The sequence below is a fragment of the uncultured Ellagibacter sp. genome (assembly GCF_934643285.1).
Lineage (GTDB): Bacteria > Actinomycetota > Coriobacteriia > Coriobacteriales > Eggerthellaceae > Ellagibacter.
This window is the reverse complement of sequence record NZ_CAKUBT010000006.1, coordinates 31,469-57,678: the sequence shown is the minus strand read 5'-3', so window position 1 is coordinate 57,678 and position 26,210 is coordinate 31,469. Positions and strand designations below refer to the sequence as shown.

The window sequence follows — 26,210 nt, the reverse complement described above, 5'->3', positions numbered from 1 at the left end:
CGAAGGGGGAAGGCTCGTCGGGTCAGCGCCCGCCGTCCGTCTGCGAGGTGCCGGCGCTTCTGCCAGATGCTAATCCGCCACGCGAATGAGCTCGCCGGTTTCGGAGTCCATGATGAAGCCGGCGACGCGCACGTGCGGCGGCATGACCGGGTGGTTGCGCACCACGTCGACGCTTTTGCGCACTGCCTCCTCGGTGTCGCCGAAACCTGCGAGCCACTTATCGAAGTCGATGCCGCAATGGTGCGCCATCCTGATGTGGTCAGCGCTCACGCCAAGGCGCATCATGTCGGAAACCATGCCCTCGCCGCTCATGTGCTGCGCGCCGCAGTTCGTGTGCGCGACGATCATGATGTCCTCGACGCCGAGCTCGCACACGGCGATGAGCAGCGATCTCATGACGCTGCCGAAGGGGTGGGAAACCTCGGCACCTGCAACTTTGATGATCTTCGCGTCGCCGTTCTTAAGCCCGAGCGCCGCCATGAGCAGCGCTGTCAGACGCGTGTCCATGCACGAGACCACGGCGAGCTTTTTGTCGGGGTATTTGTCTGTCTTGAACTGCTCGTATTCGCGTTCTTCCACGAAGCGCGCATTGTGTTCCAGGATCTGATCGATCGTCGACTTCTCGGCCATTTTCTGCCCTTTCTCTTGACGAGTGACAGTTTAGCATCGTCTGCTCCCCGCGCCCGCCTGTTTGCGCGCATGCGCTATGATGGGGCAAAGCTGAGTTTTCCCGAAGACGAAAGGAGCCGCATGGCCTCGTATTGCACAACCCAGGGTCGTGCGCGCGCCGAGATCGTCGAGAAGAAGAGTCGCTTCATCGCCACCGTCCAGCATGTCGAAACCGAGGAAGAGGCGCTCGCGTTTCTCGACGAGATCCGCAGCGAGCACCGCATGGCGCGCCACAACGTGTACGCCTACGTGTTGCGCGAGAACGGTCGCGTGCGCTACTCCGACGACGGCGAACCCCAGAAAACGGCGGGCATGCCGACGCTCGAGGCTATCCAGCATGCGGGCCTGACCGACGTCGCCGTGGTTGTCACGCGGTATTTCGGCGGGATCCTGCTTGGCACGGGCGGGCTCGTGCGCGCCTACACGCAGGCGACGCAGGCCGGTATCGCCGCGGCGGACATCGTGTCTGTCTCGCGGTGCATCGACGTGCTGATCGAGGTCCCGTATTCCCTTTACGAGCAGGCTCAACGCCTTGCCAGCCAGCACGGCGCCCAGACTGTCGACGCCGATTTTGCGGCACAGGTCGCCCTCACGTTCCGCATGCTCGACGGCACGCAGGAGCCCTTCGAGGCGGCCCTCACGGAGCTCGTGCGCGGGCAGTGTCCGATCATCGAGAGTGACCCCTACGATGCGCCCTTCGCGGTGCCCGGGCAAGCCGACTCCTCGGCGCCCGACGCTGCGCCAAACCTTACGTGAAAAGAGGTTTTCCATGCTCGACCAGGTCAATCTGAATCAACCGGATATCGATAAGGGCACGTACAAGGAAACCCACGACGCGCTCATCGAGCGGCTCGTGACGTTGCAGCAGCAGGCACGCCTTCGGGGCGTAGGGCTTGTGGTGCTCTTCGAGGGATGGAACGGCGCGGGCAAGGGAAGCCGCATCTCCGACCTCATGTTCAACCTGGATGCGCGCGCGACGAGCGTTCATGTGACGGGCGATTTCGACGTGGACGAGGCGCGGGCGTTCTCGGATGCCGGGCATAATGTCACTGGGTACTGGCCTTTCATGCAGCAGTTCTGGCAGGCGCTCGGGCCGCGCGGGGCGATCACCTTCTACGATCGCGGCTGGTATTCCGTGGCCGCCGAGCGCGCGATGTGCCGTGCATTCGGCGGACTTAACCCGAAGCGCAAGGAAGGCAAGAAGGGCGCTGTCCGCGGCGATCAGCTTGCAGCGCGCAAGGAGGCCGGAGTGTGCCTCGCGTCCATACGCGAGTTCGAACGCGGCCTTGTCGACGACGGCTACGAGGTCGTGAAATTCTTCATCCATGTGTCCGCCGAAGGCCAGAGGGAGCGCCTCGAGCGCCTGGCCGCCGACCCCACCACGGCGTGGCGCGTCGACAAGAAGCGTCTCGAGCGCATTGGGAACTACGAGTACGCCTACAGCATCTACGATCTCATGCTCGAGGGCAGCAACTTCGCGTTCGCCCCTTGGACGCTTGTGAACGGGGAAGACAAGCGCCGCGCGAACATCGTCATCGCGCAGACGCTTGTGCGCGCACTCGAGTCCGCGCTCGCGCGCAAGGAGGCCGCGAACTCGGTGAAGGCCGCAAGTGCCGCGGGCTCGGCGGATGCCGCAGACGCCTCGACCCCCGCAGACGCCTCGGCTTCCGCGGACGGTGCCATGAGACAGCCCCCGCGCTTTGCCGCCCCCGCGACTTCCCGCTTCCACCTTATCGACGACCCACCGACGCTTGCGGGCGTCGACCACTCGCTCGCGCTCTCGCCCGAGGAGTACAAAGACGAGCTCAAGAGCCTGCAGAAGCGACTGTTTCGACTTGAGAACAACATGTACCAGGCCCGCATCCCGCTTATGGTGATGTACGAGGGCTGGGACGCCGCGGGCAAGGGTGGCAACATCAAGCGCGTGGCACAATCGCTCGACGCGCGCGCCTACACGATCTTCCCGAGCCCCGCCCCCACGGCGCCCGAGCTCGCGCACCCGCACTTGTGGCGCTACTGGACGCGCCTGCCGAAGGCGGGCCATGTGGGTATCTACGATCGCAGCTGGTACGGCCGCGTGCTTGTGGAGCGGGTGGAGGGCTACGCCTCGCCCGAGCGCCTCACCCAGGCGTACGACGAGATCAATGCCTTTGAGAAAGACCTGGTGGATTGGGGTGCCATCCTCCTGAAGTTCTGGGTGGAGGTCAGTCCCGACGAGCAGCTGCGCCGTTTCGAGGAGCGACAGTCGAACCCCGCCAAGCAGTGGAAGATAACCGACGACGACTGGCGCAACCGCGAGAAGTATCCCCAGTACAAGGAAGCTATCGAGGACATGTTCCGCCTGACGTCGACCTCGTTCGCGCCCTGGATTATTCTCGAGTCCGACGACAAACGCTACGCGCGCGTGAAGGCCCTGCGCACGATCGTCGCCGCGCTCGAGGACGCGGGACTCTCCGACTAGCCCCTTCGGCTTTCGCCTCCGGGACCGCCCGTGGGTTTGCCGCCCCTGGGGGTTGCCCTTCGCCTATCGCCCCGAGGCCGCCCCTGGGGTCGCCGGCCCTCCGCCGTCGCTCCCTCCCGAGGCCGCCCCTGGGGTCGCCGGCCCTCCGCCGTCGCTCCCTTCCGAGGCCGCCCGCAGACGGTCCGTGACCTTCCCTTAACCGTTTCTTTATACACGCCCGCTACAATGCAGGCGTTGGAAACGCGAAGGGAACAGGCTGGCGACGGGGCCGGCAAGAAGGAGAACCTGCATGATCAAGCTTATCGCAAGCGACATGGACGGCACCCTGCTCGACGCGGAGGGCAACGTCCCGCCTGAAACGTTCGAGCTCATCAGCGGGCTTCGCCGCTGCGGAGTCCACTTCGTCGCGTCGTCGGGGCGCCGCTTCGACACGCTTTCCGAGCAGTTCGCGCCTGTGATCGACCTTATGGACTTCGTCGCGTCGAACGGCGCGCAGGTTGTCGTCGGCGGCAAGCTGGTCGACCGTGAGGTCTTCTCTCATGCCGCCGTGTGCCGCCTCTACCGTGCGGTCTCCCTGTTCGACGTGCTCCACCTGGCCCTATTCGATCGGACGAACAGCTTCCTCCTCGACGACGAGGCCGTTTTCGAGCGCGAGATCGACAAGAACCTCCCGAACCCCGTGCGCGCCTACGAGGTGCCTTCCCCGGAGACGAACATCATCAAGGCGTCGGTGTATGTGAGCGACGGCGCCGTCATGGATATGTCCTATGCGCTCACCCGCGAGCTGGGGGAGGACTTCGTGTTCGCGCCGTCGGGCCGAAAGTGGATCGACGTCATGCAGCGCGGCGTGAACAAAGCGACGGGAATTCGCCAGGTCATGGAGGCGCACGGCGTCTCGGCCGACGAGGTCGCGGCGTTCGGCGATTCCATGAACGACTACGAGATCCTGCGCATGGTCGGCATGCCCATCGCGATGGAGAACGGTCGCTCGGCCGTAAAGCAGGTCGCGCGCAAAGTCATCGGCCCCAACACCGAGCACAGCGTGCAAAAGGAGCTGCGCCGCATGCTCGAGGAGCTTTCCGCTCGATAGCTCGCGGGGCGAGAAACTTCCCGCTTGGCACGAGGAGCTTTCCCGCTTGGCAGCTCGCGGGGCGATGGATATTTCTCGGCCGTTCGGGGAGATGTTCTTGCGCTCGCGCCCGTTACGCGTGACGATAAGCAGTTGAAAGTTAGCGCGGGGGACGAGGTTTGCATGACGCAGGAGAAAAACGATGCGGCGAAGGCCGAGCTGGGAAGCGGGGGAGTGCTCCTGAAAGGCGGCGCGCCTGGAGAAGGCGGGCGCTCGAGCGGTGCATCCGCAGATGACAAATCCGCAGTTCGCGAGCATGAACCAAACGATGAACCCACGCTCGACACGCTGAAGGCGGGGCAGTGCGCGATCATCAAGGCGGTGCGCGGCCACGGCGAGCTGCGCCGCCATCTGCTCGACATGGGGCTTACGCCCGGCATCGGGGTGCGCGTGCGCAAGGTTGCCCCGATGGGCGACCCTATCCAGATCGAGCTGCGCGGCTACGAGCTGACGCTGCGCCTCGACGACGCCCGCTTCGCCCTGATCGAGCCTGTGGAATCCCTTCCTCAGACACCTGTTCCCGTTGAACCGTTACCCCGCGCATCCGCGCACCCCGGCATCGGCGAGGTGAGCGCAACGGGCGACGACTACATCCGCAACCTCGGTGAGCCTCTGCCCAAGGGCGCGCCGATTACCTTTGCGCTCGCCGGCAACCAAAACTGCGGCAAGACCACGCTATTCAACCAGCTCACAGGCGCAAATCAGCATGTCGGAAACTTCCCCGGCGTCACTGTCGACAAAAAGGAGGGCCAGCTGCGCCGTCATCCCGAGGCGACGGTGGTCGATCTTCCCGGCGTCTACTCGCTCTCGCCGTACTCGAACGAGGAGGTCGTGACGCGCGACTTCCTCATCAAAGAGAAGCCCACCGCGATCATCAACATCGTCGACGCGACCAACATCGAGCGCAACCTTTATCTCACGTTGCAGCTGATGGAACTCAATATTCCCATGGTGCTCGCGCTCAACATGATGGACGAGCTCTCCGCGAACGGCGGTTCGGTGCGCATCAACGAGCTCGAGGCGGCGCTCGGCATTCCCGTCGTGCCCATTTCTGCGGTGAAGAACCAGGGCATCGACGAGCTTGTCGACCATGCGATGCATGTTGCGATGAACCGCGAAGTCCCCGGGTACATCGACTTTTGCCCCGCAGGCGAGAAGTCGGGCGATCCGCTCGGCGAGGTGCACCGCTGCGTTCATGCGTTCATGCACCTCATCGATCCCTATGCGAAGGCGGCGGGCCTGCCCGTGCGTTTCGCCGCGACGAAGATGGTCGAGGGCGACCCGCTGATCGAAAGCGAGCTCGCCGTCCCTGAACGCGAGCGCGAGGCGCTCACCGGCTTCATCGAGGCCCTTGAGCGTCAAGGCGGCCTCGACCGCGAGGCGGCGCTTGCGAACATGCGCTTCTCGTTCATCGAGCGCCTTTGCGCGCGCACCATCGTCCGCCCGCACGAGAGCCGCGAGCATGTCCGCAGCGTGGCGGCCGACCGCATCCTGACCGGGCGCTTTACTGCCATCCCGTGTTTCATCCTTATTATGGGGTTCGTGTTCCTCATGACGTTCAGCTGGCTTGGCGCATGGCTGTCGGACTGGCTGCAGGCGGGAATCGATTTCGTGATCGGCGCCATCGGCGATGCGCTCGCTGCGGCGGAGGTGAGCCCGATTGTAAGCTCGCTCGTGACCGACGGCATCTGCGGCGGCGTGGGAAGCGTGCTCGGGTTTTTGCCGGTCATCGTCACGCTGTTTTTGTTTCTGTCCATTCTTGAGGACAGCGGATACATGGCGCGCGTGGCCTTCGTAATGGACAAGCCGCTGCGCCGTCTTGGCCTTTCGGGCAGAAGCTTCGTGCCCATGCTCATGGGGTTCGGCTGTTCGGTACCGGCAATCATGGCTTCGCGCACCTTGTCGAGCGAGCGCGACCGCAAGATGACGATCCTGCTTGTCCCCTTCATGAGCTGCAGCGCAAAACTTCCGATATACGGCCTGCTCACAAGTGTATTCTTCCCGCCTGAGATGCGTGGTTTTGTGGTGCTTGCCCTCTATCTGCTCGGCATGGCGACAGGCGTCCTTTACGCGCTTGCGCTCAAGCGGTTCAAATTCACCGGCGAGCCCGTGCCGTTCGTGATGGAGCTTCCCAACTACCGCCTCCCCAGCGCGAAAAGCGTGCTTCGCCTCGTATGGGACAAGGCGAAAGGGTTCATCCAGAAGGCGTTCACCGTCGTGTTCCTCGCGACGCTCGCTATCTGGTTCCTGCAGACCTTCGACGCGGGACTCGGTCTTGCGGCAAGCGCCGATGAGAGCCTGCTCGCCTTGATCGGCGGCGCGATTGCCCCGGTGTTCGCACCGCTCGGGTTCGGTGACTGGCGCGCATCGACGGCGCTGCTCACCGGATTTATGGCCAAGGAGAGCGTCGTGTCCACACTGACCGTGCTCGTCGGTGGTGGCGTCGCGGCGCTTCAGGAGGTGTTCACGCCCTTCACGGCGTTCGTGTTCCTCGTGTTCACGCTGCTCTATACGCCCTGCGTGGCTGCCATCGCGACGGTGAAGAAGGAGACGAACGGCCGCACGGCGGCGAAGCTCGTGGTGTCCCAGTGCGTCGTCGCGTGGGTCGTGGCGTTCTGCATCCGCGCCGTGGGGCTTGCGTTCGGGCTTGCGTAGCGCTTCTTTTCGCGGCGCCGCGCGTGGTACACTCGCAGTGTCACGCCGTCGAACGAAAGGGGTCCTGCCATGCGTGTGAGCGTCGAGCTTGAAGGGAATCTGCTGTCCGATCGATTCGGGAAGTACGCGTCTGAGGCTGACAGGATCGAGGGCTTTCCCGTGCGCTCTTTCCCCATCCATATAGAGGAGGTGCCCGAAGGTAGCGCCTCGCTTGCGCTCGCGTTTATCGACTTCGACGCGATTCCCGTGGGCGGCTTTTGTTGGATTCATTGGTTGGCCTGCGATTTCGACCCGTCGACAACGTTCATTCCCGAAGATGCCTCGCGCACGGGAGCCATCGCGTGCACCCAGGGCGCGAACTCCAACTGGTCGCCGATGGCGCACGGCAGCTCGAATCCTGCTGTGTTCAATCGCTATTGCGGCCCCCAGCCGCCCGATAAGACGCATGTCTACACGCTCGCCGTCTACGCGCTCGATTGCAAGCTGGGGCTTTCCGAGGGGTACTACCTCAACGAGTTTCGCCGTGCGATCGAGGGCCACGTGCTCGCGAAGGCGGTCGTCGAGCTTCCGAGCCGCGCATAGTCAAGCCAGGCACGCCAATCGCCCAGCCGAGTTTGCCCAACCCGCCCAGTGAAGCACGAACTACGCTCATTGCTCCGCGCGCTCGCGCCGCCTACCCGTTCATGTGTTGCTTGTCCGTGAAATTCGGATGCCAGAAGGCCGTTTGAGCGGCCTTCTCCTATAATTTTGATTTCGTTCTTTGACTTAAACAACCGAAGGAGGTGTGAGTTCATGCCACGGCTTCAAATTATGGATACCACCATCCGTGACGGCCAGCAGAGCTTGTGGGCCACGCGCATGCAGATCGGCGATATGCTGCCGATTCTGCCGAAGATGGACCGAGTAGGGTATTGGGCTATCGAGGCTTGGGGCGGCGCAACGTTCGATACGTGCCTTCGCTTCCTCGACGAGAATCCTTGGGAGCGCCTGCGCTCCATCAAGGCGAACACCCCGAACACGCCGCTTTCGATGCTCTCTCGCGGACAAAATTTGGTTGGCTACAAGCATTACTCGCGCGAGATCTGCAACCGCTTCATCAAGGCGGCCAACCGAAACGGCATCCATGTGTTCCGCGTGTTCGACGCGCTGAACGACATTCGAAACGTGGTGGACAACGCCGACGCTATCAAGGAGTGCGGCGCGCATTTCGAAGGCGCCATCTCGTATACCATCAGCCCTGTTCACACGCTTGATAGCTTCCTTGACTACGGTCAACAGCTCAAGGATCTGGGCGCCGACTCCATCTGCATCAAGGATATGGCGGGCATGCTCACGCCGTATCGCACCGAGCGCATCGTGAAGGCGTTCAATGCGGAAATCGGCCTGCCCCTGCACCTGCATTGCCACTATGTCGGCGGCATGGCCCCGGCAAACTACATCAAGGCCGCCGAGGCCGGCGCCGCGATCGTTGACACGGCGACCGCGCCCCTCGCTTTCGGCAACTCCCAGCCCGCCGTCGAGATGCTCGCGGCTGCACTCCAGGAGAGCCGTTACGATACTGGTCTTGACCTGGGTCTTCTGTTCGAGATTGCGGAATACTGGGAAGGCGTGCGCAAGCGCTGCCACTACAAGCGCGGCGTTTCCTCGCTCACGCACATGAAGGTGTATTCCCACCAGGTTCCGGGCGGCATGATGTCGAACCTCATGAGCCAGCTGGAAATCCAGAACGCCACGGATCGTCTGGGCGAGGTTATGGCCGAAATCCCGAAGGTCCGCGCCGAAGTCGGCTACCCGCCGCTCGTCACGCCGATGTCCCAGATCGTGGGCACGCAGGCCGTGTTCAACGTGATCACGGGTAAGCGCTGGAGCGTCGTGTCCAAGGAGATGAAGGACTACATCTGCGGCTACTACGGCAAGGCGCCCGGCCGCATGGACAAAGAAATCGTGAAGAAGGTCGTGGGCAACTCCGACGTCCTCGATCCCGATATTGCGCCCGGTTCGCTCGTCACCACGACGTTTGACGAGGTGGCGGAAGAAATCGGAGACCTCGCGCAGAGCGAGGAAGACGTCCTCATGTATGCGCTGTTCCCCAACGAGGCGCGCACATACCTGAGCAAGCACCGCACGTCCGAGAAGGTTGACTTCTTGCTCGAGCAGGAATCGAGCGGTACCAAGGAGGAAGATTACGTGGATATCAATCAGATTCGCGAGCTGGTTCGCGTTGCCGAGGAAAGCGGCGTCGGCGAAATCGTAGTCGAAGAGGAAGGCACCCGCATCGCAGTGCGCATGCCCGGCCAGGCTGTGGCCGCCCCTGCGGCAGCCGCCGTCCCCGCTGCGGCTCCTACCGCTGCCGTGGCTCCCGCCCCTGCGGCGCCCGCTCCCGCGCAGGAGAGCGAGCACCCCGCCAACTGGTACGCCGTGAAGGCGCCGATGGTAGGCACCTTCTACGCGGCTCCCGCTCCCGACGAGCCGCCGTTCGTCAAGGTGGGCGACGAGGTTGCCGCTAACCAGACGCTGTGCATCGTCGAGGCGATGAAGCTCATGAACGAGATCACCGCCGAAGAGATGGGCACCGTCCGCGAGGTGTGCGTCGAAGACGCCACCCCGGTTGAGTTCGGCACCGTGCTCTTCTACATCGAGCCGCACGCGAAGACCCCGCTTGTCTCGGAGCAGTCATAATGTTTAAGAAGATCCTCATCGCCAATCGCGGGGAAGTTGCGCTGCGCGTCATGCGTGCCTGCAAGGAACTCGGGGTGAAGACCGTGGCGGTTTACTCGACCGCCGACGAGGACACCTACCCGGTTCGCTACGCTGACGAAAAGGTTTGCATCGGACCTGCTCAGGCGAATAAAAGCTATCTCGTGATGTCGAACATCATCGAGGCGGCGAAGATTACCGGCGCCGAGGCAATCCATCCTGGCTACGGCTTCTTGGCTGAAAATGCCGACTTCGCCCGCGCCTGCGTCGACAACGACCTCGTGTTCATCGGCCCTTCCGCCGAGTGCATCGAGCGCATGGGCGACAAGTCCTCCGCTCGCGAGACCATGAAGGCCTGCGGCGTCCCCACGGTGCCCGGCTCCGACGGCTGCATCGACACCGTCGAGGAGGCGCGCGCTTTCGCCGAGGAAGTCGGCTACCCGGTGCTCATCAAGGCCACGGCAGGCGGCGGCGGCAAGGGCATGCGCGAAGTGCACGACCCGGCCGACCTCGAGTCCCACTACAAGGCCGCTCGCGCCGAGGCGGGTGCGGCGTTTGGCAACGACGGGGTGTACCTCGAGAAGCTCGTGCTGCGCCCTCGTCACGTGGAAGTGCAGGTGCTCGCCGACAACCACGGCAACAACGTGGCTCTTTGCGAGCGCGACTGCTCGGTGCAGCGCCGCCACCAAAAGCTCATCGAGGAGGCTCCGTCCCCGGCGCTCACCGAGGAGCTGCGTCGCGCGATGGGCGTTGCGGCCATCAAGGCGGTGCGCGCGGTCGACTACAAGAACGCCGGCACGATCGAGTTTCTGCTCGACACCACGGGCAAGTTCTACTTCATGGAGATGAACACGCGCGTGCAGGTCGAGCATCCCGTTTCCGAGCAAATCACGGGCACCGACATCATCAAAGAGCAGCTGCGAATCGCGGCTGGCGAGCCTATGAGCTGCGCCGATCGCGCTCCGTTCACCCCCTTCGGCCACGCGATGGAATTCCGCATCAACGCCGAGGACCCCGATCATGGCTTCCGTCCGTGCCCGGGCAAGATCACGCGCTTCGAGCCTCCGATGGGCCCGGGCGTGCGCGTGGAAACCTACGTTCACGAAGGCTCCTCGATTTCGCCGTATTATGACTCCATGGTGGCGAAGGTCATCGTGAGCGGGCAGGATCGCGAGGAGTGCCTTGCACGTGGTCGCCGCGCGCTCGACGAGTTCAAGATCGAAGGCATCGCCACCACGTTGCCGTTCCACCGTCGCGTGCTCGACAATGAGGTGTTCCGTGCGGGTGAAGCCACGACTGACTTCATCGAGACCCAGATGGGAGACTTGTTATGAGTGAGTTGAACGTCGAAGGTATGGCGCTCGCCCCGGGCGTCGTGGAAACAATCGTGTCCATTGCGGTCAGCGAGGTCGAGGGCGTTGCGTGCGTCGGCTCGGCGGGCGCTCAGGGCCGCGGCATCCGCGCCGTGTTCGGCCAGAAGCCGTCGACCCAGGGCATCGAAATCACCGTGAACGAAGACAACAAACTGGCAGTCGCCGTGCGCATCGAGGTCTACTACGGCTTCGTGCTTCCCGAGGTCGCGTCCAGCTTGCGCCAGGCTGTGGCCGATGCGGTGGCAAGCCAGGTCGGCGTCGAGGTTGCCTCGGTCGATGTCTACATCGACGGCATCCAGTTCGCCGAATAGGAGATCAATGGCATCACGACGACATGAACGCACCGCTGCGCGTCAAAGCGCGCTCCAGGTGCTCTATACCAGTGAAATAAAGGGCATCCGCCCGTCCGATTTGCTCGATTCGGGCCTTGTGCTCGAAGATGACGGCAAGTCGCTTTCGGACTACGCGATCGGGTTGATCGAGGGCGTCGACGAGAAGATGCTCCCCATCGACGTGCGTCTCAATTCGACTTCCGAGAACTGGAAGCTCAACCGCATGCCCATCGTCGACCGCTGCATCCTGCGTCTAGCGACGTACGAGATGCTCTTCGTCGACGAGGTGCCGGTCTCGGTCGCTATCAACGAGGCGGTCGAACTGGCGAAGGATTTCGGCGGCGAGGACGAGTCGCCCCGTTTCGTGAACGGCGTTTTGGGCCGCATCGCCCGCCAGCTCGAGGAGGACGCGAAGGATCCCGAGGCGGCGCGCCGCCGCGAGGAAGAGGCCCTTGCCGCCTATGCGTTCCCGACCAATGAGGAAGATTCCGCAGCTGAAGGCGCCGTTGAGCAGCCCGAGGCTGAAGCTATCGTCGAGAACGCGCCCGCGGCAGAAGGCGAGGATACCTCGGCTGACGCCGTGTCGCCCGAAGAGCCGGCTTGCGCAGCAGAGGAACCGACCTGTGCTCCCGAGGAGCCGGTGAATGTCGGACTCTAACGCTGCATCGTACGATCAGGTTCGCGACCGCCTCGATGAAATCGTCGAGGCGGTAAGCGCGCCCGGCATCTCGCTTGACGAAGCGCTCGCGCTCTACGAGGAGGCGGTGAAGCTCGGCCTTTCCGCATGCGATCTGTCTGAGGAAGGCGCCGAGGAGCTTCTCGAGCAGGATGCTGCAAACCTCACAACCAAGCAGGGCGAACAGGCCGACCAGGCCGACGCATCCGACGATCAAAGCTCGCCTTCCCAGGGCGAGGCGGCAGCTGCACGCCAAGACGAGGCGGCGTCGGCTGCGCGATAGCACCGCTTTTGCGGCGAAGGCGCGAGGGGGAAAGAGGAGTTCTTGCATCATGGCGAATAAGCGCATACTTGACGTGGTCGATTCACCTGCCGACCTGAAGCTTCTCACCGACGATGAGCTCTCGATTCTCGCTCGCGAAATCAGGGAGCAGATTATCACCACCACTTCTCGAACAGGTGGTCACGTGGCGTCGTCTCTTGGTGCGGTCGAGATCATCCTCGCAGTTCACAGCCTTCTCAATTGCCCTGAAGACAAGTTCATCTTCGATGTGGGGCACCAGTCGTATGCGCACAAGCTTGTGACGGGGCGGCGCGACCGCTTCGATACGCTGCGCACGTTCCATGGCATTTCAGGTTTCCCGAAGCCTTCCGAGAGCGAATACGACGTGCATGCTTCCGGCCACGCGTCCGACTCGCTTTCGATTGCCGTCGGGCTTGCCAAGGCGCGGGCGCTTTCGGGCGGCGCGAACAAGATCGTCGCGCTTATCGGCGACGCGGCGCTTGGCGGAGGCATGGCCTTCGAGGCGCTGAACTACATCGGGCAGGCCCAGCTTCCCATGGTCATCATCCTGAACGACAACGAGATGTCCATCTCGCGCAACGTCGGCGCGCTCATGAAGCACCTCGGCTATTTGCGCACGTCGTCGTCATATCGCACGACGCGCGACCGCGTGCAGGAGGCTATGGAGCAGTCGGGCGCCCTCGGCAGTGCGCTCATGCACTTCGGGCGCAACGCGAAAGAATCGATGAAACAGTTCGTCATTCCCCATTCCATGATTTTCGAGCAGTTGGGCATCGTGTGCACGACGCCGGTTGACGGGCACAACATCCACGAGCTGAAGGGGATGCTCTCGACGTGCCTGGCCGCCGACGGCCCGGTGCTTATGCACGTGGTCACCAAGAAGGGCGCTGGGTACGGTCCCGCGATGGCGGAGCCGACGCGCTTCCATGGTACGGGTCCTTACGATATCGCCACGGGCAAGGCCATAAAGAAGCCCGCGAAGGCGCCGAGCTACACCTCGGTGTTCGGCGAGGCTCTCTTGAACGAGGCGCGCGCCGATGAGCGCATCGTCGCGATCACCGCTGCGATGGAAAGCGGCACAGGGCTTACCGCGTTCGAGAAGGAATTCCCCGACCGCTTCATCGACGTGGGCATTTGCGAGGAGAACGCAGCCGGTATGGCGGCGGGACTCGCTATCGGCGGGCGCAAGCCGGTGTTCGCCGTGTACTCTACGTTCCTGCAGCGCGCCATCGATCAGCTCATCGTCAATAACGCCCTCATGAACCTCGATGTCGTGTTCGCTATCGACCGCGCGGGCTTGGTGGGCGCCGATGGGCCGACGCACCACGGCATGTTCGACCTGGTCTATACGCGCATGGTTCCCAATATGCGAGTGCTTGCGCCCTCCAACGAGGCGGAACTCGTGAACTCCCTTCATACCGCGCTTGCGCTCGGCGGGCCGTTCGCGGTGCGCTATCCGCGCGGCGAGGCGTGCGGCGTGCCCGTTCCCGACAAGCCTGAAACCTACGAGCCTGGCGTGTCTCGCCTGGTGAGGGAAGGGTCCGATGTCGCGATCCTCGCGTTTGGGAATATGGTTGAGCCTGCGAACGAGGCTGCGGCTGCGCTTGAGGACGCGGGCCTGTCCGTTCGCGTCGTCGACATGCGTTGGGTGAAGCCACTCGATACTGAGGCGATTCGCAAGGCATCCGAAACCCGTCTCGTGGTGACGGTCGAAGACGGTGTGATCGCAGGTGGTGTCGGGGAAGAGGTGCTCGCCGAGCTCGCGCGCCAGAACGAGAAGGTGCCCGTGCTCACGCTGGGCATTCCCGATCGCTACATCATGCAAGGTGCCCCCGACTTCCTCATGCATGAGCTCGGCCTCGACGCCGAAGGGATCGCCACTGCTATTCAGGAGAAACTCGAAGCGCTCTAACAAGCTCAACAGGCGATCTTGTGCGTGGAAGGCGATGACTTTTCGTCATTCCTGCATATACTCAGGTGAGCTCGTAGCGAAGGCATGGGCTTTTGTCGTGCCTTCGAGTCCATCCTCCAGCATCGAGGATTCAAAATACTTATTATTCGCGATATTGCGATACTATTAAATTTTCTGTATATTTTTATCAGTAGAGCGAATATAAAGTATTTTGAACGGCGGCATATCATGTGGACCAACGCTTACTCATACGAGGACATTGGCGAGTTCTTGCGCGAGGCGCGCAGGGAGCGCGGCATCACGCAGGTCGAGATGGCTAAAAAGCTCGGCTTCTCGTCGGTGACTCTTTCGGCGCTTGAGACGGGAAAGAATGTGTCGGCAGTCAAGGTCAACCGCTACCTGCAGCAACTGGGCTTTCGCATGGTCATCGTTCCCAAAGGCGCGGACGTGAAGGTGACCGAATGAAAAGGGATTCTTGCCCTTGAGACGGCGGCGCCATAAGCGAGCGGCGGCACTCCAAGAACGGGGGCACCAACCCTCACCCCATCGGCGAGCGGTGTCCTGAAATCCGTTTGAAACAATAACCCTAGGCCAAGTGACCTGGGGTTATTTCTTTTCTGTTTCGCTCGCGCTTCCCGTTTGTTACGTTGCGTTTGAATAAACGTTAACACTGGGCATCGCGCCGTTTGAGCCCGTCTTCTGGTGCGATTATCTTCTCTGTCATACAGATGCACGTTAGTGAGATTAGAGGAGGTAATGCAATGTTTGACACAGGATCAACGGCATTCATGATCGTTTGCGCCATGCTCGTCCTGCTCATGACGCCCGGCCTCGCGTTCTTCTACGGCGGCCTTTCGCGTCGCAAGAACGTGGTCAACACGATGGTCATGGTGTTCGGAGTTATTGGCATCGTTGCAATCACGTGGACGATTTGCGGATGGTCGTTCGCCTACGGCGGAGACGGTTCGATCCCCTTTTTCGGGGGCTTTGATCAGCTGGGCTTCTTAAGCGGTACGAGCGATATGCTTGCTGAAGCCGAAGCAGTTCCCGAAGACGCGGTTTATCCGTCCATCATCGACTTCGTCTTCCAGATGGCCTTCTGCATGATCACCACGGCCATCATCACCGGCTCCCTTGCAGGCCGCATGAAGTTCGGCGCGATTTGCGCGTTCGTGGCCATTTGGACCATCGTGGTGTACCCGCCGCTGGCTCACATGGTTTGGGGCGGCGATGGCAGCCTCATCGGCGACACCATCGGCGCGCTCGACTTCGCAGGTGGCGACGTTGTCCACATTTCCTCTGGCTTGACCGGCCTTATCCTCTGCCTGCTTCTGGGCAAGCGCAAGGGCTTCGGCATGATGAGCTACCGCCCGCACAACGTTCCCTTCGTTGCCCTGGGTGCTGCGCTTCTGTGGTTCGGCTGGTTCGGCTTCAACGCCGGCTCCCAGTTCGCCGCTGATGGCGTTGCGGGTCTGGCCCTCATCAACACGGTTGTCGCATCCGGCGCGGCGCTCGTTTCCTGGATGATCGTCGAGCGCGTGAAGGTCGGCAAGCCCACCCTCGTTGGCGCTGCCACCGGTCTTGTTGCGGGCCTCGTCGTTATCACTCCCGCTGCTGGCTTCGTGGAGCCTTGGGCCGCACTCGTCATGGGCCTCATCGTTTCCCCCATCTGCTACTTCGCGATTTCCTTCTGCAAGGCGAAGATTGGCTACGACGACGCGCTTGATGCGTTCGGTTGCCACGCAGTCGGCGGCATCGTCGGCGGCATCTGCACTGGCATCTTCTGCGTGCCCGAGCTTTCCTGGACCGACTTCGGCGGCCTCATCTACACCGGTGATGCTTCGCTTTTGGGCAGCCAGATTCTGGGCATCCTGATTACCATCGTGTTCGTCGGCGTGCTCGACGTGGTCATCGGCCTCATCGCGAAGGCGTGCTTCAAGGGCAGCCTGCGCGTCAGCGAGGAAGAAGAGGCGCAAGGCCTCGACGTTGCGGCACACGGCGAGTCCGCGTACCCTGCCTATATCGGTCTTGACTAGGCGAGTTTTTTAGGAAGGAGTTGAAACCTATGAAGAGGATCACTGCGATTGTCCGCCCCGAGAAGCTCGAACCGCTCAAGGAGGCACTCTTTGCGGCAAAGGTTGGCGGCATGACGATTTCCCAGGTCAACGGCTGCGGCAGTCAGCATGGCTGGAAGGAATACTACCGCGGCACCGAGGTTCTGCTGAACATGGTGCCTAAGGTGAAGTTCGAGCTCGTGGTAGGTGATGGGGAAGTCGACGAGCTGGTGAAGGTCATCACCGAAACGGCGCGCACGGGTAACGTGGGTGACGGCAAGATCTTCGTCTCTCCGATTGACGAGGTCATCCGCATCCGCACCGATGAGCGCGGAGAGTCGGCGGTTTAAGTCCGGCAGGCGCTCGCGCGACAGCTTGAGTTCTCCAATTCAGAAGGCTCCGATGGATTTTCCGTCGGAGCCTTCGTCATGCTTGCATAAAGGCTCTGCTAATGATATATACTCCTATTAAGATTACGATTAGCAAGCTTGAAAAGAGGCGAAATGGCGAACATATCGAAGGTTACGGCGAAAACGGGTGCTGCTAGTTGCGCGGCGACGAGGAACACACGACAGCGAGCGCTTGTGCTCGAGGCGGTTCGCTCGCTTCATAACCACCCCACTTCAGCAGACGTGTACGACGCGGTGCGCGAGAAGCACCCGAGCATCTCGCGGGCGACGGTGTACCGCAACTTGAACGTGCTGACCGAGCAGGGCGAGGTGCTCCATATCCCCGTGGCGGGGGGTGCCGACCGCTATGACTTCCGCTGCGATTGCCACTACCACGCGATCTGCCGCGAATGCGGTGTTGTCTACGACGTCGAGATGCCGAGCGAGGGCCTGCTTTCGAGCGTGCGCGACACCCACGGGTTCCAGATCGAGGGCTTCGACATCATCTTCACCGGCCTGTGCCCCGATTGCGCAAACCCCAAGGAATAGCTAGCGAAACAACATCCTAAGCCGCATAATGGACAACGCGCGAAAGGGGTTCGCGCGTTCAGAGCGGACAATAGGGGACGTACGTGGAGAATAAAGCAGCGGGAATCAGTTGGGCCTTGTCGAGCATCGGCAATAGGCTTCCGCAGCTTCGATATCTAAGCTATAGCTTTTACGGAGCATGGATCCTGCTTTCCGTGACGGGGGTCGATCTGGTTTCCCTTTCGGGGGCTGACGACGCCGTATCGCGTTTCTTGCGCAACTATATGCTCTCCGGCATCCCGCTGACCGCGTGCCTGTTTTTGGCAGGTGCGTTCGACTCGTTTTTCAACAGGCGCATTGCGCACGGTCCGCTGGCGATCGTCATGGCCATCATCGCCTCGGTATCCACGTTTATCGTCGCGACGGGTTATGGCACTGGAAGCCTCGCTTATGACGTCGCCATGGCGGGAACGGGTCTCGGCACGGCGTTCGTGTGCTTGCGCGTCGGTCTGGTGACCAGCCGTCTGAGCGGCACGGAGGCGTGCATCACCATCAGCAGCGCAGCGCTTCTCTCCTTCCTCATTTACTTTGCGGTGAAGGGTGCTCCGGGCGACATCTCGATTGTCCTCGTGTCGCTTTTGCCGTTCGCGTCGGTGTTCTGCTCGTTCTGCGTGCCCGATGAGGTGAGCGAGTCCGACCCACTTGAAGAGGCAATCAGCATCGACAAGCTGCCACGTGGGTTCTTCGTGCGCCTTGTCCTTGCCGTGTGCGCGTTTGCGCTGGCTGCAGGCGTGTCGAAGGGCATCGGCATGATCGTCGTCAGTGGCGCGTCGACGCCGATCGAATGCATCATCTCGATTGTGTGCATCGCGGGCTTCATCTTGGGGCTATGCCTGCTCCTTCGCACGCGCAACTTCAACGTGAGCTCGCTTTATCTGCCGATCGGCCTGCTCATGGCGTTCGCGATGCTCGTCACGCCGGTGCTGGGCTCCCCCGACATCGTGCAGAGCGCGATCACGGGCGTGCTGTACAACATCTTCGTGATCGTGGTGTGGTGCTTGCTCGTCGACCTTGCGGGTCGAACGACGCTCACTCCCACGCGCGTGTTCGGCTTCGGGCGCGGCGCGTCGGCTCTCGGCACGACGGTCGGCGTCGTGGTGGTGATGCTGAACCAGGGGCTTTTCTCGGGCGATTCCGTTTACTACGTGGCCTATCTTGCCGTCATGAGCGTCCTTCTCGTGCTTGCGTTCACCTTGGCGCTTTCCACGGGCACTATCGAGCGGGCGCTCGATGTGATGCTCGCGAAGCAGGAGCAGCAGGCGGTCGAGCGCTTAAGCCAGCGCGCCGCCGAAGGACAAGTCCCTAACGAATCGACGACAAATGTCGAACGGGCAAATACCCCCGAGGAGGCGCCCGGTGCGCTTTTCGATCGCGCATGCACGACGCTCGCTTCGGAGGCGAAGCTGACGGCGCGCGAGACGGAAGTGCTCGCCTTGCTCGCGCGCGGCAGAACGATCGGATACGTTGCCGACGAGTTGGTCATCGCGCAGAACACGGCGAAGGGCTACGTGAAAAACGTGTACGCAAAGCTTGGCATCCATTCGCGCCAAGAGCTCATTGATGCGGTCGAGGAGCTTTATCTGCGGATGTAGTCGCGGCGGGCTTGATGACCTTCTGCGCAAGGGAGGTGCCCCCGCATGCAGGGCACGCACCTGCCCCCACGGGTACCTCCGTCCCGCAGCTTTTGCACACCACGACGACCTTGATCGAGAACATGCCGCACTTGTTGCAGTGCGTGCAGGTGTAACACGACATAGTCTCCCTCCTTTTCCCGCTATATAGCATACCCTACTTTCTTTCCGCAGGTGAGACCCGTAGGGGGGAGTCCGACCCCCCGCTATGGGGGGTTTGCGTCCCGAAGCGTGGGAATGCCTGAAACACCCCGCGACGGGTCTTTCTCCCCCCAGCTCCCAAAGCGTAGAGTTCGGGTTGCTCGAAATGACGCGAGGGTCTGGCGAGGCCTTCGCGAAAACCGACGAAGGAGGGGGAGTGTAATGGGAGAAACTTGCGCTTCGTGCAAGCCATTCATCACCGAAGAAGACGGGGTATTGAAAGTCCGCACCTGCGCATGGTCGCCTCCGGGAGACCATCCGGTTGGATGCGGCATGTTCATCCATGTGAAGGACGGCAAGATTGTGAAGGTGGAAGGCGACCCGAGCCATCCGATCACGCAAGGCCGTCTGTGCCCGAGATGCATCGCGCTCGACGAGGTCGTCTACCACAAGGACCGTCTGCTGAGCCCCATGAAGCGTGCCCGCGAAGATCGCGGTAAGGATACGTGGGAGAAAATTTCTTGGGATGAGGCCTACGATTTGCTCGAGGAGAAGATTCGCGGTTTCCAGGAGAACTACGGTGCCGAGTGCATCTTCACGCTGACGGGCACGGGTCGCGAGTCGACGCTTTATGCCCCGGTGTACGGCCCGGCTATCATGAACACGCCGAACGGTGCATCGACCTATCCGTTCTCGGGCGAGGCGTGCTACGGCCCGCGCGCTACCATCGTGAACTACCTGCTGGGTGCAGGCGTGCCCGAAATCGACTCCGCGCAGTTCTTCCCGGATCGCTACGACGATCCGCGCTGGGTTTGCCCGAAGTACATCATGGTGTGGGGCAAGGACCCGCTCTACTCGAGCCCCGACGGATTCTTTGGCCACAGCATCATCGATATCATGAAGCGCGGTGCGAAGATCATCACCGTCGACCCGCGTCTGACCTGGCTCGGCGCGCACTCGGAATACCACCTGCAGCTGCGCCCCGGCACCGACGCTGCTGTCGGCATGGGCTTTTTGAACGTCATCATCTCCGAGGACCTCTACGATCATGATTTCGTCGAAAAGTGGTGCTACGGCTTCGAGGAGCTCTCCGAGGCGGTGAAGCCTTGGACGCCCGAGAAGGTCGAGGAGGTTTCCTGGGTCGACCCCGAGCAGCTCGTGGGAGCCGCACGCGCCTTCGCGACGAATGCGCCTTCTACCGCGACCTGGGGCGTTGCGCTTGACCAGTCCAAGCAGTCCACGCAGGCGGCACAGTGCTTCATGGCGATTTGCGCCATTTGCGGCTACATCGACGTGCCCGGCGGAATCACCATCACGAAGCCTACGAGCTTCATCGGTCAGTGGCGCTATGACATGTCCGACACGCTCACCGAGGGCATGGCGGAGAAGCATATCGTTGACCCCACGGGCAAGTACCGCATGTTCAACACGGGCGCTGCCATGGGCGGCGTTCAGGGCGACACGCTTCTGAACTGGCTCGAGGGCATGTACAAGGATTATCCCGAGTATTACCCGCTGCGCATGTGCTGGCTTATCGGCTCGAACCCGCTCGCCTGCATGGCTGACCAGCCGCAGCGTTGGTACGCGGCGATGAAGGACCTTGATTTCATCGTGGCGCAGGACATCTTCATGACCCCGACCATCATGGGCCTGTGCGATTTGGTCTTGCCGCTTTCGACCTTCGCCGAGCACGATGGCCTGGTCACGCCGAACTACGGGCGCAATCAGCACTTCGTGGGCGCTATGAACACCGCGGTGGAGAACCCCAACACGAAAAGCGACCTCGAGATCTTAGTCGACATGGGCAAGCGCATGCGCCCCGAGATTTGGGGAGACTTCACCACGATTGATGACTTCTTCGACACCAAGCTGAAGGAGAACTACGGCTACGGCATCGAGGAACTGCGCGAGAAGTCCGTCATCCAAGCCGACTACAAGTACCGCAAGTACGAGACAGGCGATTTGCGCGACGACGGGCAGCCCGGTTTCCAGACGGTCACCGGCCGCGTGGAGCTGTACTCCTACGTGCTCGAGGCCTATGACGAAAAGCCGGTTCCCTATTTCGAGGAACCTGACTACAGCCCCGTGTCCCAACCGCCTGAGGTCGTGGAGAAGTATCCGCTCGTCTATACCACGGGCGGCCGCCATATCAGCGCTTTCCACTCCGAGCACCGACAGGTTCCCTCGCTGCGCGCGCTGCATCCCGATCCGCTTGTGACCATCAACCCGGCAACGGCCGAGAAGTACGGCATCCGCGAAGGCGACTGGGTGCGCGTCGAGACCATGTTCGGCAAGTGCACGCAGAAGGCGCACCTCACCTACGAGGTCAACGAGAAGACCGTTCACGTGGAACACGCTTGGTGGTTCCCCGAGCAGGACGGCGAGGCTCCTAACCTCTTCGGCGTGTTCGACGCGAACGCCAACAACCTCATTCCGCACGAGAGCGTCGGCGTCACCGGATATGGCGCGCCGTACAAGAACGGCATCTGCTCCATCACGCGCGTCGACAGCATGAAAGACTAGGGGGTGTGCGACATGCAACATGCGATGATCATCGATTACAAGTACTGCACCGGATGCGAATCCTGCGTCGTCTCCTGCGCGAAGGAAAAAGGCCTTGGCGCTGAAGAGTGGGGCATGAAGGTCGAGCAGATCGGCCCGAACAAGATCGGCGGCAAGTGGGAATGGGACTACGTTCCCGTGCCGTCCCGGGCGTGCGATTTGTGCGCCGAGCGCCGCGAAGCGGGCAAGGTGCCGCTGTGCGAGTTGCACTGCCTGGCGAAATGCATCGAGGTCGTGCCCGTCGAGGACGTCTCGAAGCGCATGGCCGACCTCGGCGAGCACAAGGTGTGCTGCTTCATGCCTTAGGCATCGTAAGGAAACCATCCATCCCTCACATGCGCGGTCCGTTTCCCTCGCTTAGACGGACCGCGCACTCCCCAAACAGCAAAACCCATCACCCTCATATGACGCGCCTTGCGACGTGAAGGAGGTTCTATGCCTCAGAAAAGACAAGGGTTCACCACCATGGTCGACCTTGCCGAGTTCGAGAAAACCACCTGGGCATTTCTCACAAACATCAAGATGACCTGGCAATACGACGGGATGGCGTACCTGTTTCGCGAAGCGGGAATCCCACTTTACGGCATCGACCGCGGAACTACGAAGATGAACCACCCCATTGCAGCGATGGCAATCCCCATGAGCAAAGACAAGAACTACGGGGTTGACATATACGTGCCCGTCGACCGCAAGAAGAAGGCGGCTTCCCTCATTGAGGACGAGGAGAAGCTTGCCCGGGCGGCCGAGCTCGAAGCCGAGGTCGGAGGCGAGGCGCATGCGAGATTCAACGAAGAGGCGACGGAGAAGAAGGCGTCGTATCTCGAGATGAAAAAGGAAAGGAGGAGGGCGAAAAGGGGACTTATTTTCACGAAACTGCGCTCGCTCGGCGGTAGCGCGTCATAAGGGGACGCTTTCGCCGGTCGATCGCAACGATCCGATCCGATTGTTATCTCAGAAAGGAAGCGGCAATGCTTCAAACCATTGAAGATACCGCCCCCTCGAAAAAGGGGAACGGCCTCCATTACGCATTCATCATCTGCCTTGGTGGCTTCTTGACGCAGGCCATCGTCTTGAGCTGCCAGCGACTTCCTGCGGTCGCGCTCGAGCCGATCCGCCAGACGCTCGGTGTGAGCTACGCTGATGTCGGCCTTATCACCTCGGTGTTCATGATTTTCTACGCAGGCTTGTCCATCGTATGGGGCATGCTCGGCGACAAGATCGGCACCCGTTGGGCGATGACCATCGCCTGCGGACTCGCCTCCGTCGGCGCGCTGCTGTTCGGCTTCTTCGCCCAGTACGGGTTGCCGGTCGCAATCGGCACCTGGGCTATCGCGGGCGTCGGCACGGCTGGCCTGCTTATGGCCATTCTGCCGAAGATTGTTTCCCGCTGGTTCGCCCCGCACCGCCGCGGCTTCGGCATGAGCCTCATTACGCCGGGCGCGAACTTCTCGGCGATCATCTTAGGCATCATTGCACCGCTTATCATCGGTGCGATGGGCTGGCAGTGGACCTACGTGATCTTCGGCATCGTGTTCGCCGTGATCACGGTCTTCGTGGCGATGTTCTTCCGCGAAGGACCCGAGGAGAAGGGTCTTGCACCCTACGGCGCTCCTGCAGGCACGCAGGCGGCTCCCGCGCCGAAGCTTGAGGAGCAGAAGTCGGGCAAGGTCGGCGCAGGCGAGGCGCTCAAGCGCGTGCTCAAGATGCCGATTTCCTGGCACTTCGGTATCTTCTACATCGTCTATCAGATTGGCTACATGGCGGCGACCCAGTACTACGTGGCTTCCATCCAGTCCGCCGGCTTCGATTTGGCCTCCGCGTCGCTCGCCATCACCTGGGGCGGCATCCTGACCATCATCTGCGAGCTTATTCTGGGCACGCTCTCCGACCATGTCGAGCGCAAGAACGTCATCGCCGCAGTGGTCGCGCTCTCCGGCATCTTCGGCCTGGCTTACTTCTTCTACCTGACGAACACGCCTTCGCCCTCGCTTATGATCTGCTGGATCTTCGTCGCGATCATCTCTGCGACGACGAGCGTCATCACGGTTATCATGACCACGGCGGGCGAGTACTACACCGACGACATCCGTGCGACGGGCACGGGCTTCATCGGCACGGTCAACGTTGTCGGCCGCTACCTCGGCCCGTGGCTTGCCGGTATGCTCATCGACGCGACGGGCGTTGTGGGCAACTCCTTCGGCATCGTCGGCGTGACGATGCTCATCGCGGCGGTCATCGCGTTCACCTTCCCGCGCCTTCGCAAGAAGGAGGCGTAAGAAAACGACCTCGGAATCGGGCTTCCGCGCTGCCCGACGCAGCGCTCGAGCTTGAGGGCGGGTCGGTTTCGATGCCAAGGCTTTAAGAGCCGGCAGCAGCACCGAGCGTGCGGTTGTCGGCTCTTTTTGTGCATTCGCGAGCCTTGCAATTTCGTTTCGCCGAGGCGTGCCGGCCCGTGGTATACTAGCCAAGCTTATGGGAAAACCCATAGGCGGTAAGTAATGTTGGCCCCCGAGACATGTTTTTTGCGCGGCCGGCAGCCTTCGGGCAGGTCGGTTTCTACTACGTACGAACATGGTTTACACGTAAGCAATCAATCATGGCGAAGGGTCCCCGGAATTTGAAGGTTCGAAAGGGGTCCGTTTTGACCGAAATTAAGAACACTTCCGTCATCGACTTCACCGACATTTCCGACGAGGAAATGAACAAGATGATCGATGGCACGCTGACCGACTTCGATGAGGGCGATCTCGTCGACGGCACCGTGGTGAAGATTGAGCACGACGAGGTGCTCGTCGACATCGGATTCAAGAGCGAGGGCGTTATCCCCGTTCGCGAGCTCTCCATCCGCAAGGATGCCGATCCGTCTGAGATCGTCAACCTTGGCGACAAGATCGAGGCTCTCGTTCTCCAGAAGGAAGACAAGGACGGTCGTCTGATCCTCTCCAAGAAGCGTGCCGAGTACGAGCGCGCCTGGATCAGCGTCGAAGAGAAGTTCAAGGCCGGCGAGACGGTCACCGGCGAGGTCATCGAAGTCGTCAAGGGCGGCCTCATCCTCGACATCGGCCTTCGCGGCTTTTTGCCCGCATCCCTCGTGGACCTTCGCCGCGTGAAGGATCTCGACATGTACCTGGGCACCGAGATCGAAGCCCGCGTCATCGAGATGGACCGCAACCGCAACAACGTCGTGCTTTCCCGCCGCGTGCTGCTTGAGGAAGGCCGCAAGAATGAGCGCGCCGAGATCCTGTCTAAGCTTTCCAAGGGCATGCGTCTCAAGGGCACCGTTTCCTCCATCGTCGACTTCGGCGCCTTCGTCGATCTCGGCGGTATCGACGGTCTGGTTCACATCTCCGAGCTCTCCTGGAACCATGTCAACCATCCGTCCGAGGTCGTCAAGGTTGGCGACGAGGTTGAGGTCGAGGTTCTCGACGTCGATCTGCAGCGCGAGCGCATCTCCCTCGGTCTCAAGCAGACCACGGAAGATCCCTGGGTCAAGCTCGTCGAGGAGTACCCGGTCGGCTCCATCGTCGACGGCAAGGTCACCAAGATCGTTCCGTTCGGCGCGTTCATCGAGCTCGGCAACGGCATCGAGGGCCTGGTGCACATTTCCGAGATGGCTATGCGCCACATCGACACCCCGGCGCAGGTCGTCAAGCCTGGCCAGGACGTCAAGGTGAAGGTCATGGAGATTAGCCCCGAGCGTCGTCGCATCTCCCTGTCCATGAAGGCTGCCGCTGAGGAACTCGGCTACGAGATCGAAGTGGACGAGTCCGTCCAGGTCGAGGAGAAGCCGGCCAAGAAGCGTGAGAAGAAGGCTGAAAAGCCCGCCGAGGAGCAGGACGCCGAATAGCTCCAACTCGCATAGCGCGAACGTAAAAGGAACCCGTTATCTGGCGGGTTCCTTTTTTCTAAAGGGGCGGGTAATTTCGATGGCTATCTTGCCTATTGTGTCGTTTCGCCTTCGCCCCATGAGGCGCCAATACGTGTATTATGGTACGAAGAAGGTGTCAAACGGACGAGGAGGCAGGTCATGAAAAAGCTGTTCATCATCGGCGGGATGGGCGCTGGCAAGTCTACAGCGAGAAAAGCCCTCGTTGAACAGGGGCTTCCTTATATCGATTTAGATCACGTCGGGCATGAGGTGCTCGCTTGGGATACGGTGAAGGATGAGATTCGCGAAACCTTCGGAGACGATGTCTTCGGCGAAGACGGGGCAATCGATCGCAAGAAGCTTGCGGCGAAGGCGTTCGCGTCGCCGGCGGAAACGCGCAAGCTCAACCGCATCACGCTTCCTCGCATCGAGGAGTTGTTCTCCGACCGCATCGACGAGTTCGAACGCCAGGGGAACAAGGCCGTCGTGGTCGAGCAGTCGGTGTTCAAGAACCGCCAAGGCTCGCTTGCCTATTGCGCCGACGTGGTGATCGCCATCATCGCGCCGCTCGAGCTGCGCGTTGAACGTGCGGTGGCTTCGGGATTCTCCGAGATTGACGTGCGTCGCCGCATCGCCCGCCAGATCACGGATGCCGACCGCATCGAGGCCGCAGACGTCGTCTTCAGCAACGATAGCACGCCGGAGGTGCTGCACGACAAGATGCTGAAGTGGTGGAAAGAGTACGAGAAGACGATTTAGAGTTCGAACA

Annotated in this window: 23 protein-coding genes; 22 read left to right on the top strand and 1 reads right to left on the bottom strand. The window is 61.6% G+C overall.

The features are described from left to right. Window positions 1-69: 69 nt before the first annotated feature. On the bottom strand, window positions 70-630 hold the full coding sequence (locus Q0I65_RS04785) for a carbonic anhydrase (protein WP_296060541.1): 561 nt from the start codon (window positions 628-630) through the stop codon (window positions 70-72). Between the two features lie 120 nt (window positions 631-750). On the opposite strand from Q0I65_RS04785, the gene Q0I65_RS04780 reads away from it, so the two are divergent. The 22 genes from Q0I65_RS04780 to coaE all read left to right on the top strand — a co-directional run bounded on the left by Q0I65_RS04780 (window position 751) and on the right by coaE (window position 26,200). After that, a complete protein-coding gene (locus Q0I65_RS04780) occupies window positions 751-1,425 on the top strand; it encodes a YigZ family protein (protein WP_296060538.1) in 675 nt (224 codons plus the stop codon). A gap of 13 nt (window positions 1,426-1,438) precedes the next feature. After that, window positions 1,439-3,130, top strand: coding sequence for a polyphosphate--AMP phosphotransferase (locus tag Q0I65_RS04775; protein WP_296060536.1), 1,692 nt, complete (start codon window positions 1,439-1,441; stop codon window positions 3,128-3,130). A gap of 289 nt (window positions 3,131-3,419) precedes the next feature. Then, window positions 3,420-4,220: an HAD family hydrolase gene (locus tag Q0I65_RS04770; RefSeq protein WP_296060534.1), complete on the top strand. Its 801-nt coding sequence runs from the start codon at window positions 3,420-3,422 to the stop codon at window positions 4,218-4,220. Between the two features lie 162 nt (window positions 4,221-4,382). Further along, a complete protein-coding gene (gene feoB, locus Q0I65_RS04765; RefSeq protein ID WP_296060531.1) occupies window positions 4,383-6,914 on the top strand; it encodes a ferrous iron transport protein B in 2,532 nt (843 codons plus the stop codon). A gap of 69 nt (window positions 6,915-6,983) precedes the next feature. After that, on the top strand, window positions 6,984-7,496 hold the full coding sequence (locus Q0I65_RS04760) for a YbhB/YbcL family Raf kinase inhibitor-like protein (RefSeq protein WP_296060529.1): 513 nt from the start codon (window positions 6,984-6,986) through the stop codon (window positions 7,494-7,496). Between the two features lie 210 nt (window positions 7,497-7,706). After that, on the top strand, window positions 7,707-9,593 hold the full coding sequence (accB, locus tag Q0I65_RS04755; RefSeq protein ID WP_296060526.1) for an acetyl-CoA carboxylase biotin carboxyl carrier protein: 1,887 nt from the start codon (window positions 7,707-7,709) through the stop codon (window positions 9,591-9,593). Continuing rightward, window positions 9,593-10,945, top strand: coding sequence for an acetyl-CoA carboxylase biotin carboxylase subunit (accC, locus tag Q0I65_RS04750; RefSeq protein ID WP_296060524.1), 1,353 nt, complete (start codon window positions 9,593-9,595; stop codon window positions 10,943-10,945). The genes accB and accC overlap by 1 nt, the downstream gene beginning before the upstream one ends. Next, window positions 10,942-11,295: an Asp23/Gls24 family envelope stress response protein gene (locus tag Q0I65_RS04745; protein ID WP_158048678.1), complete on the top strand. Its 354-nt coding sequence runs from the start codon at window positions 10,942-10,944 to the stop codon at window positions 11,293-11,295. The genes accC and Q0I65_RS04745 overlap by 4 nt, the downstream gene beginning before the upstream one ends. A 7-nt stretch (window positions 11,296-11,302) precedes the next feature. Then, window positions 11,303-11,974: a transcription antitermination factor NusB gene (gene nusB, locus Q0I65_RS04740; protein ID WP_296060519.1), complete on the top strand. Its 672-nt coding sequence runs from the start codon at window positions 11,303-11,305 to the stop codon at window positions 11,972-11,974. After that, window positions 11,961-12,275 (top strand): exodeoxyribonuclease VII small subunit, encoded by a 315-nt coding sequence (locus Q0I65_RS04735; protein WP_296060516.1) that lies wholly within the window; start codon window positions 11,961-11,963, stop codon window positions 12,273-12,275. The genes nusB and Q0I65_RS04735 overlap by 14 nt, the downstream gene beginning before the upstream one ends. A 49-nt stretch (window positions 12,276-12,324) precedes the next feature. Next, entirely contained in the window at window positions 12,325-14,208 is a 1,884-nt protein-coding gene (dxs, locus tag Q0I65_RS04730; RefSeq protein ID WP_296060514.1) for a 1-deoxy-D-xylulose-5-phosphate synthase, read from the top strand. Between the two features lie 228 nt (window positions 14,209-14,436). After that, window positions 14,437-14,673, top strand: a complete 237-nt coding sequence (locus Q0I65_RS04725) for a helix-turn-helix transcriptional regulator (RefSeq protein ID WP_296060512.1) — start codon at window positions 14,437-14,439, stop codon at window positions 14,671-14,673. Between the two features lie 296 nt (window positions 14,674-14,969). Beyond that, window positions 14,970-16,244 carry an ammonium transporter gene (locus tag Q0I65_RS04720; protein ID WP_296060510.1) on the top strand — a complete coding sequence of 425 codons (1,275 nt, stop codon included), beginning with the start codon at window positions 14,970-14,972 and terminating at the stop codon, window positions 16,242-16,244. 29 nt (window positions 16,245-16,273) lie between these two features. Beyond that, window positions 16,274-16,612, top strand: coding sequence for a P-II family nitrogen regulator (locus tag Q0I65_RS04715; RefSeq protein WP_296060507.1), 339 nt, complete (start codon window positions 16,274-16,276; stop codon window positions 16,610-16,612). A 153-nt stretch (window positions 16,613-16,765) separates the two neighbouring features. Next, window positions 16,766-17,200 carry a transcriptional repressor gene (locus tag Q0I65_RS04710; RefSeq protein ID WP_296060505.1) on the top strand — a complete coding sequence of 145 codons (435 nt, stop codon included), beginning with the start codon at window positions 16,766-16,768 and terminating at the stop codon, window positions 17,198-17,200. Between the two features lie 83 nt (window positions 17,201-17,283). After that, window positions 17,284-18,831 carry a LuxR family transcriptional regulator gene (locus Q0I65_RS04705; RefSeq protein ID WP_296060502.1) on the top strand — a complete coding sequence of 516 codons (1,548 nt, stop codon included), beginning with the start codon at window positions 17,284-17,286 and terminating at the stop codon, window positions 18,829-18,831. A gap of 402 nt (window positions 18,832-19,233) precedes the next feature. Continuing rightward, a complete protein-coding gene (locus Q0I65_RS04700; protein ID WP_296060500.1) occupies window positions 19,234-21,534 on the top strand; it encodes a molybdopterin-dependent oxidoreductase in 2,301 nt (766 codons plus the stop codon). Between the two features lie 12 nt (window positions 21,535-21,546). After that, window positions 21,547-21,879, top strand: a complete 333-nt coding sequence (locus Q0I65_RS04695; protein WP_296060637.1) for an oxidoreductase — start codon at window positions 21,547-21,549, stop codon at window positions 21,877-21,879. A gap of 129 nt (window positions 21,880-22,008) precedes the next feature. After that, window positions 22,009-22,476: a hypothetical protein gene (locus Q0I65_RS04690; RefSeq protein ID WP_296060498.1), complete on the top strand. Its 468-nt coding sequence runs from the start codon at window positions 22,009-22,011 to the stop codon at window positions 22,474-22,476. Window positions 22,477-22,541: 65 nt separating this feature from the next. Further along, window positions 22,542-23,849, top strand: a complete 1,308-nt coding sequence (locus Q0I65_RS04685; protein ID WP_296060494.1) for an MFS transporter — start codon at window positions 22,542-22,544, stop codon at window positions 23,847-23,849. Window positions 23,850-24,214: 365 nt separating this feature from the next. Continuing rightward, window positions 24,215-25,420, top strand: a complete 1,206-nt coding sequence (gene rpsA / locus Q0I65_RS04680) for a 30S ribosomal protein S1 (RefSeq protein WP_296060491.1) — start codon at window positions 24,215-24,217, stop codon at window positions 25,418-25,420. A 180-nt stretch (window positions 25,421-25,600) separates the two neighbouring features. Then, entirely contained in the window at window positions 25,601-26,200 is a 600-nt protein-coding gene (gene coaE / locus Q0I65_RS04675) for a dephospho-CoA kinase (protein ID WP_296060489.1), read from the top strand. The last annotated feature ends 10 nt before the right edge of the window (window positions 26,201-26,210 follow it).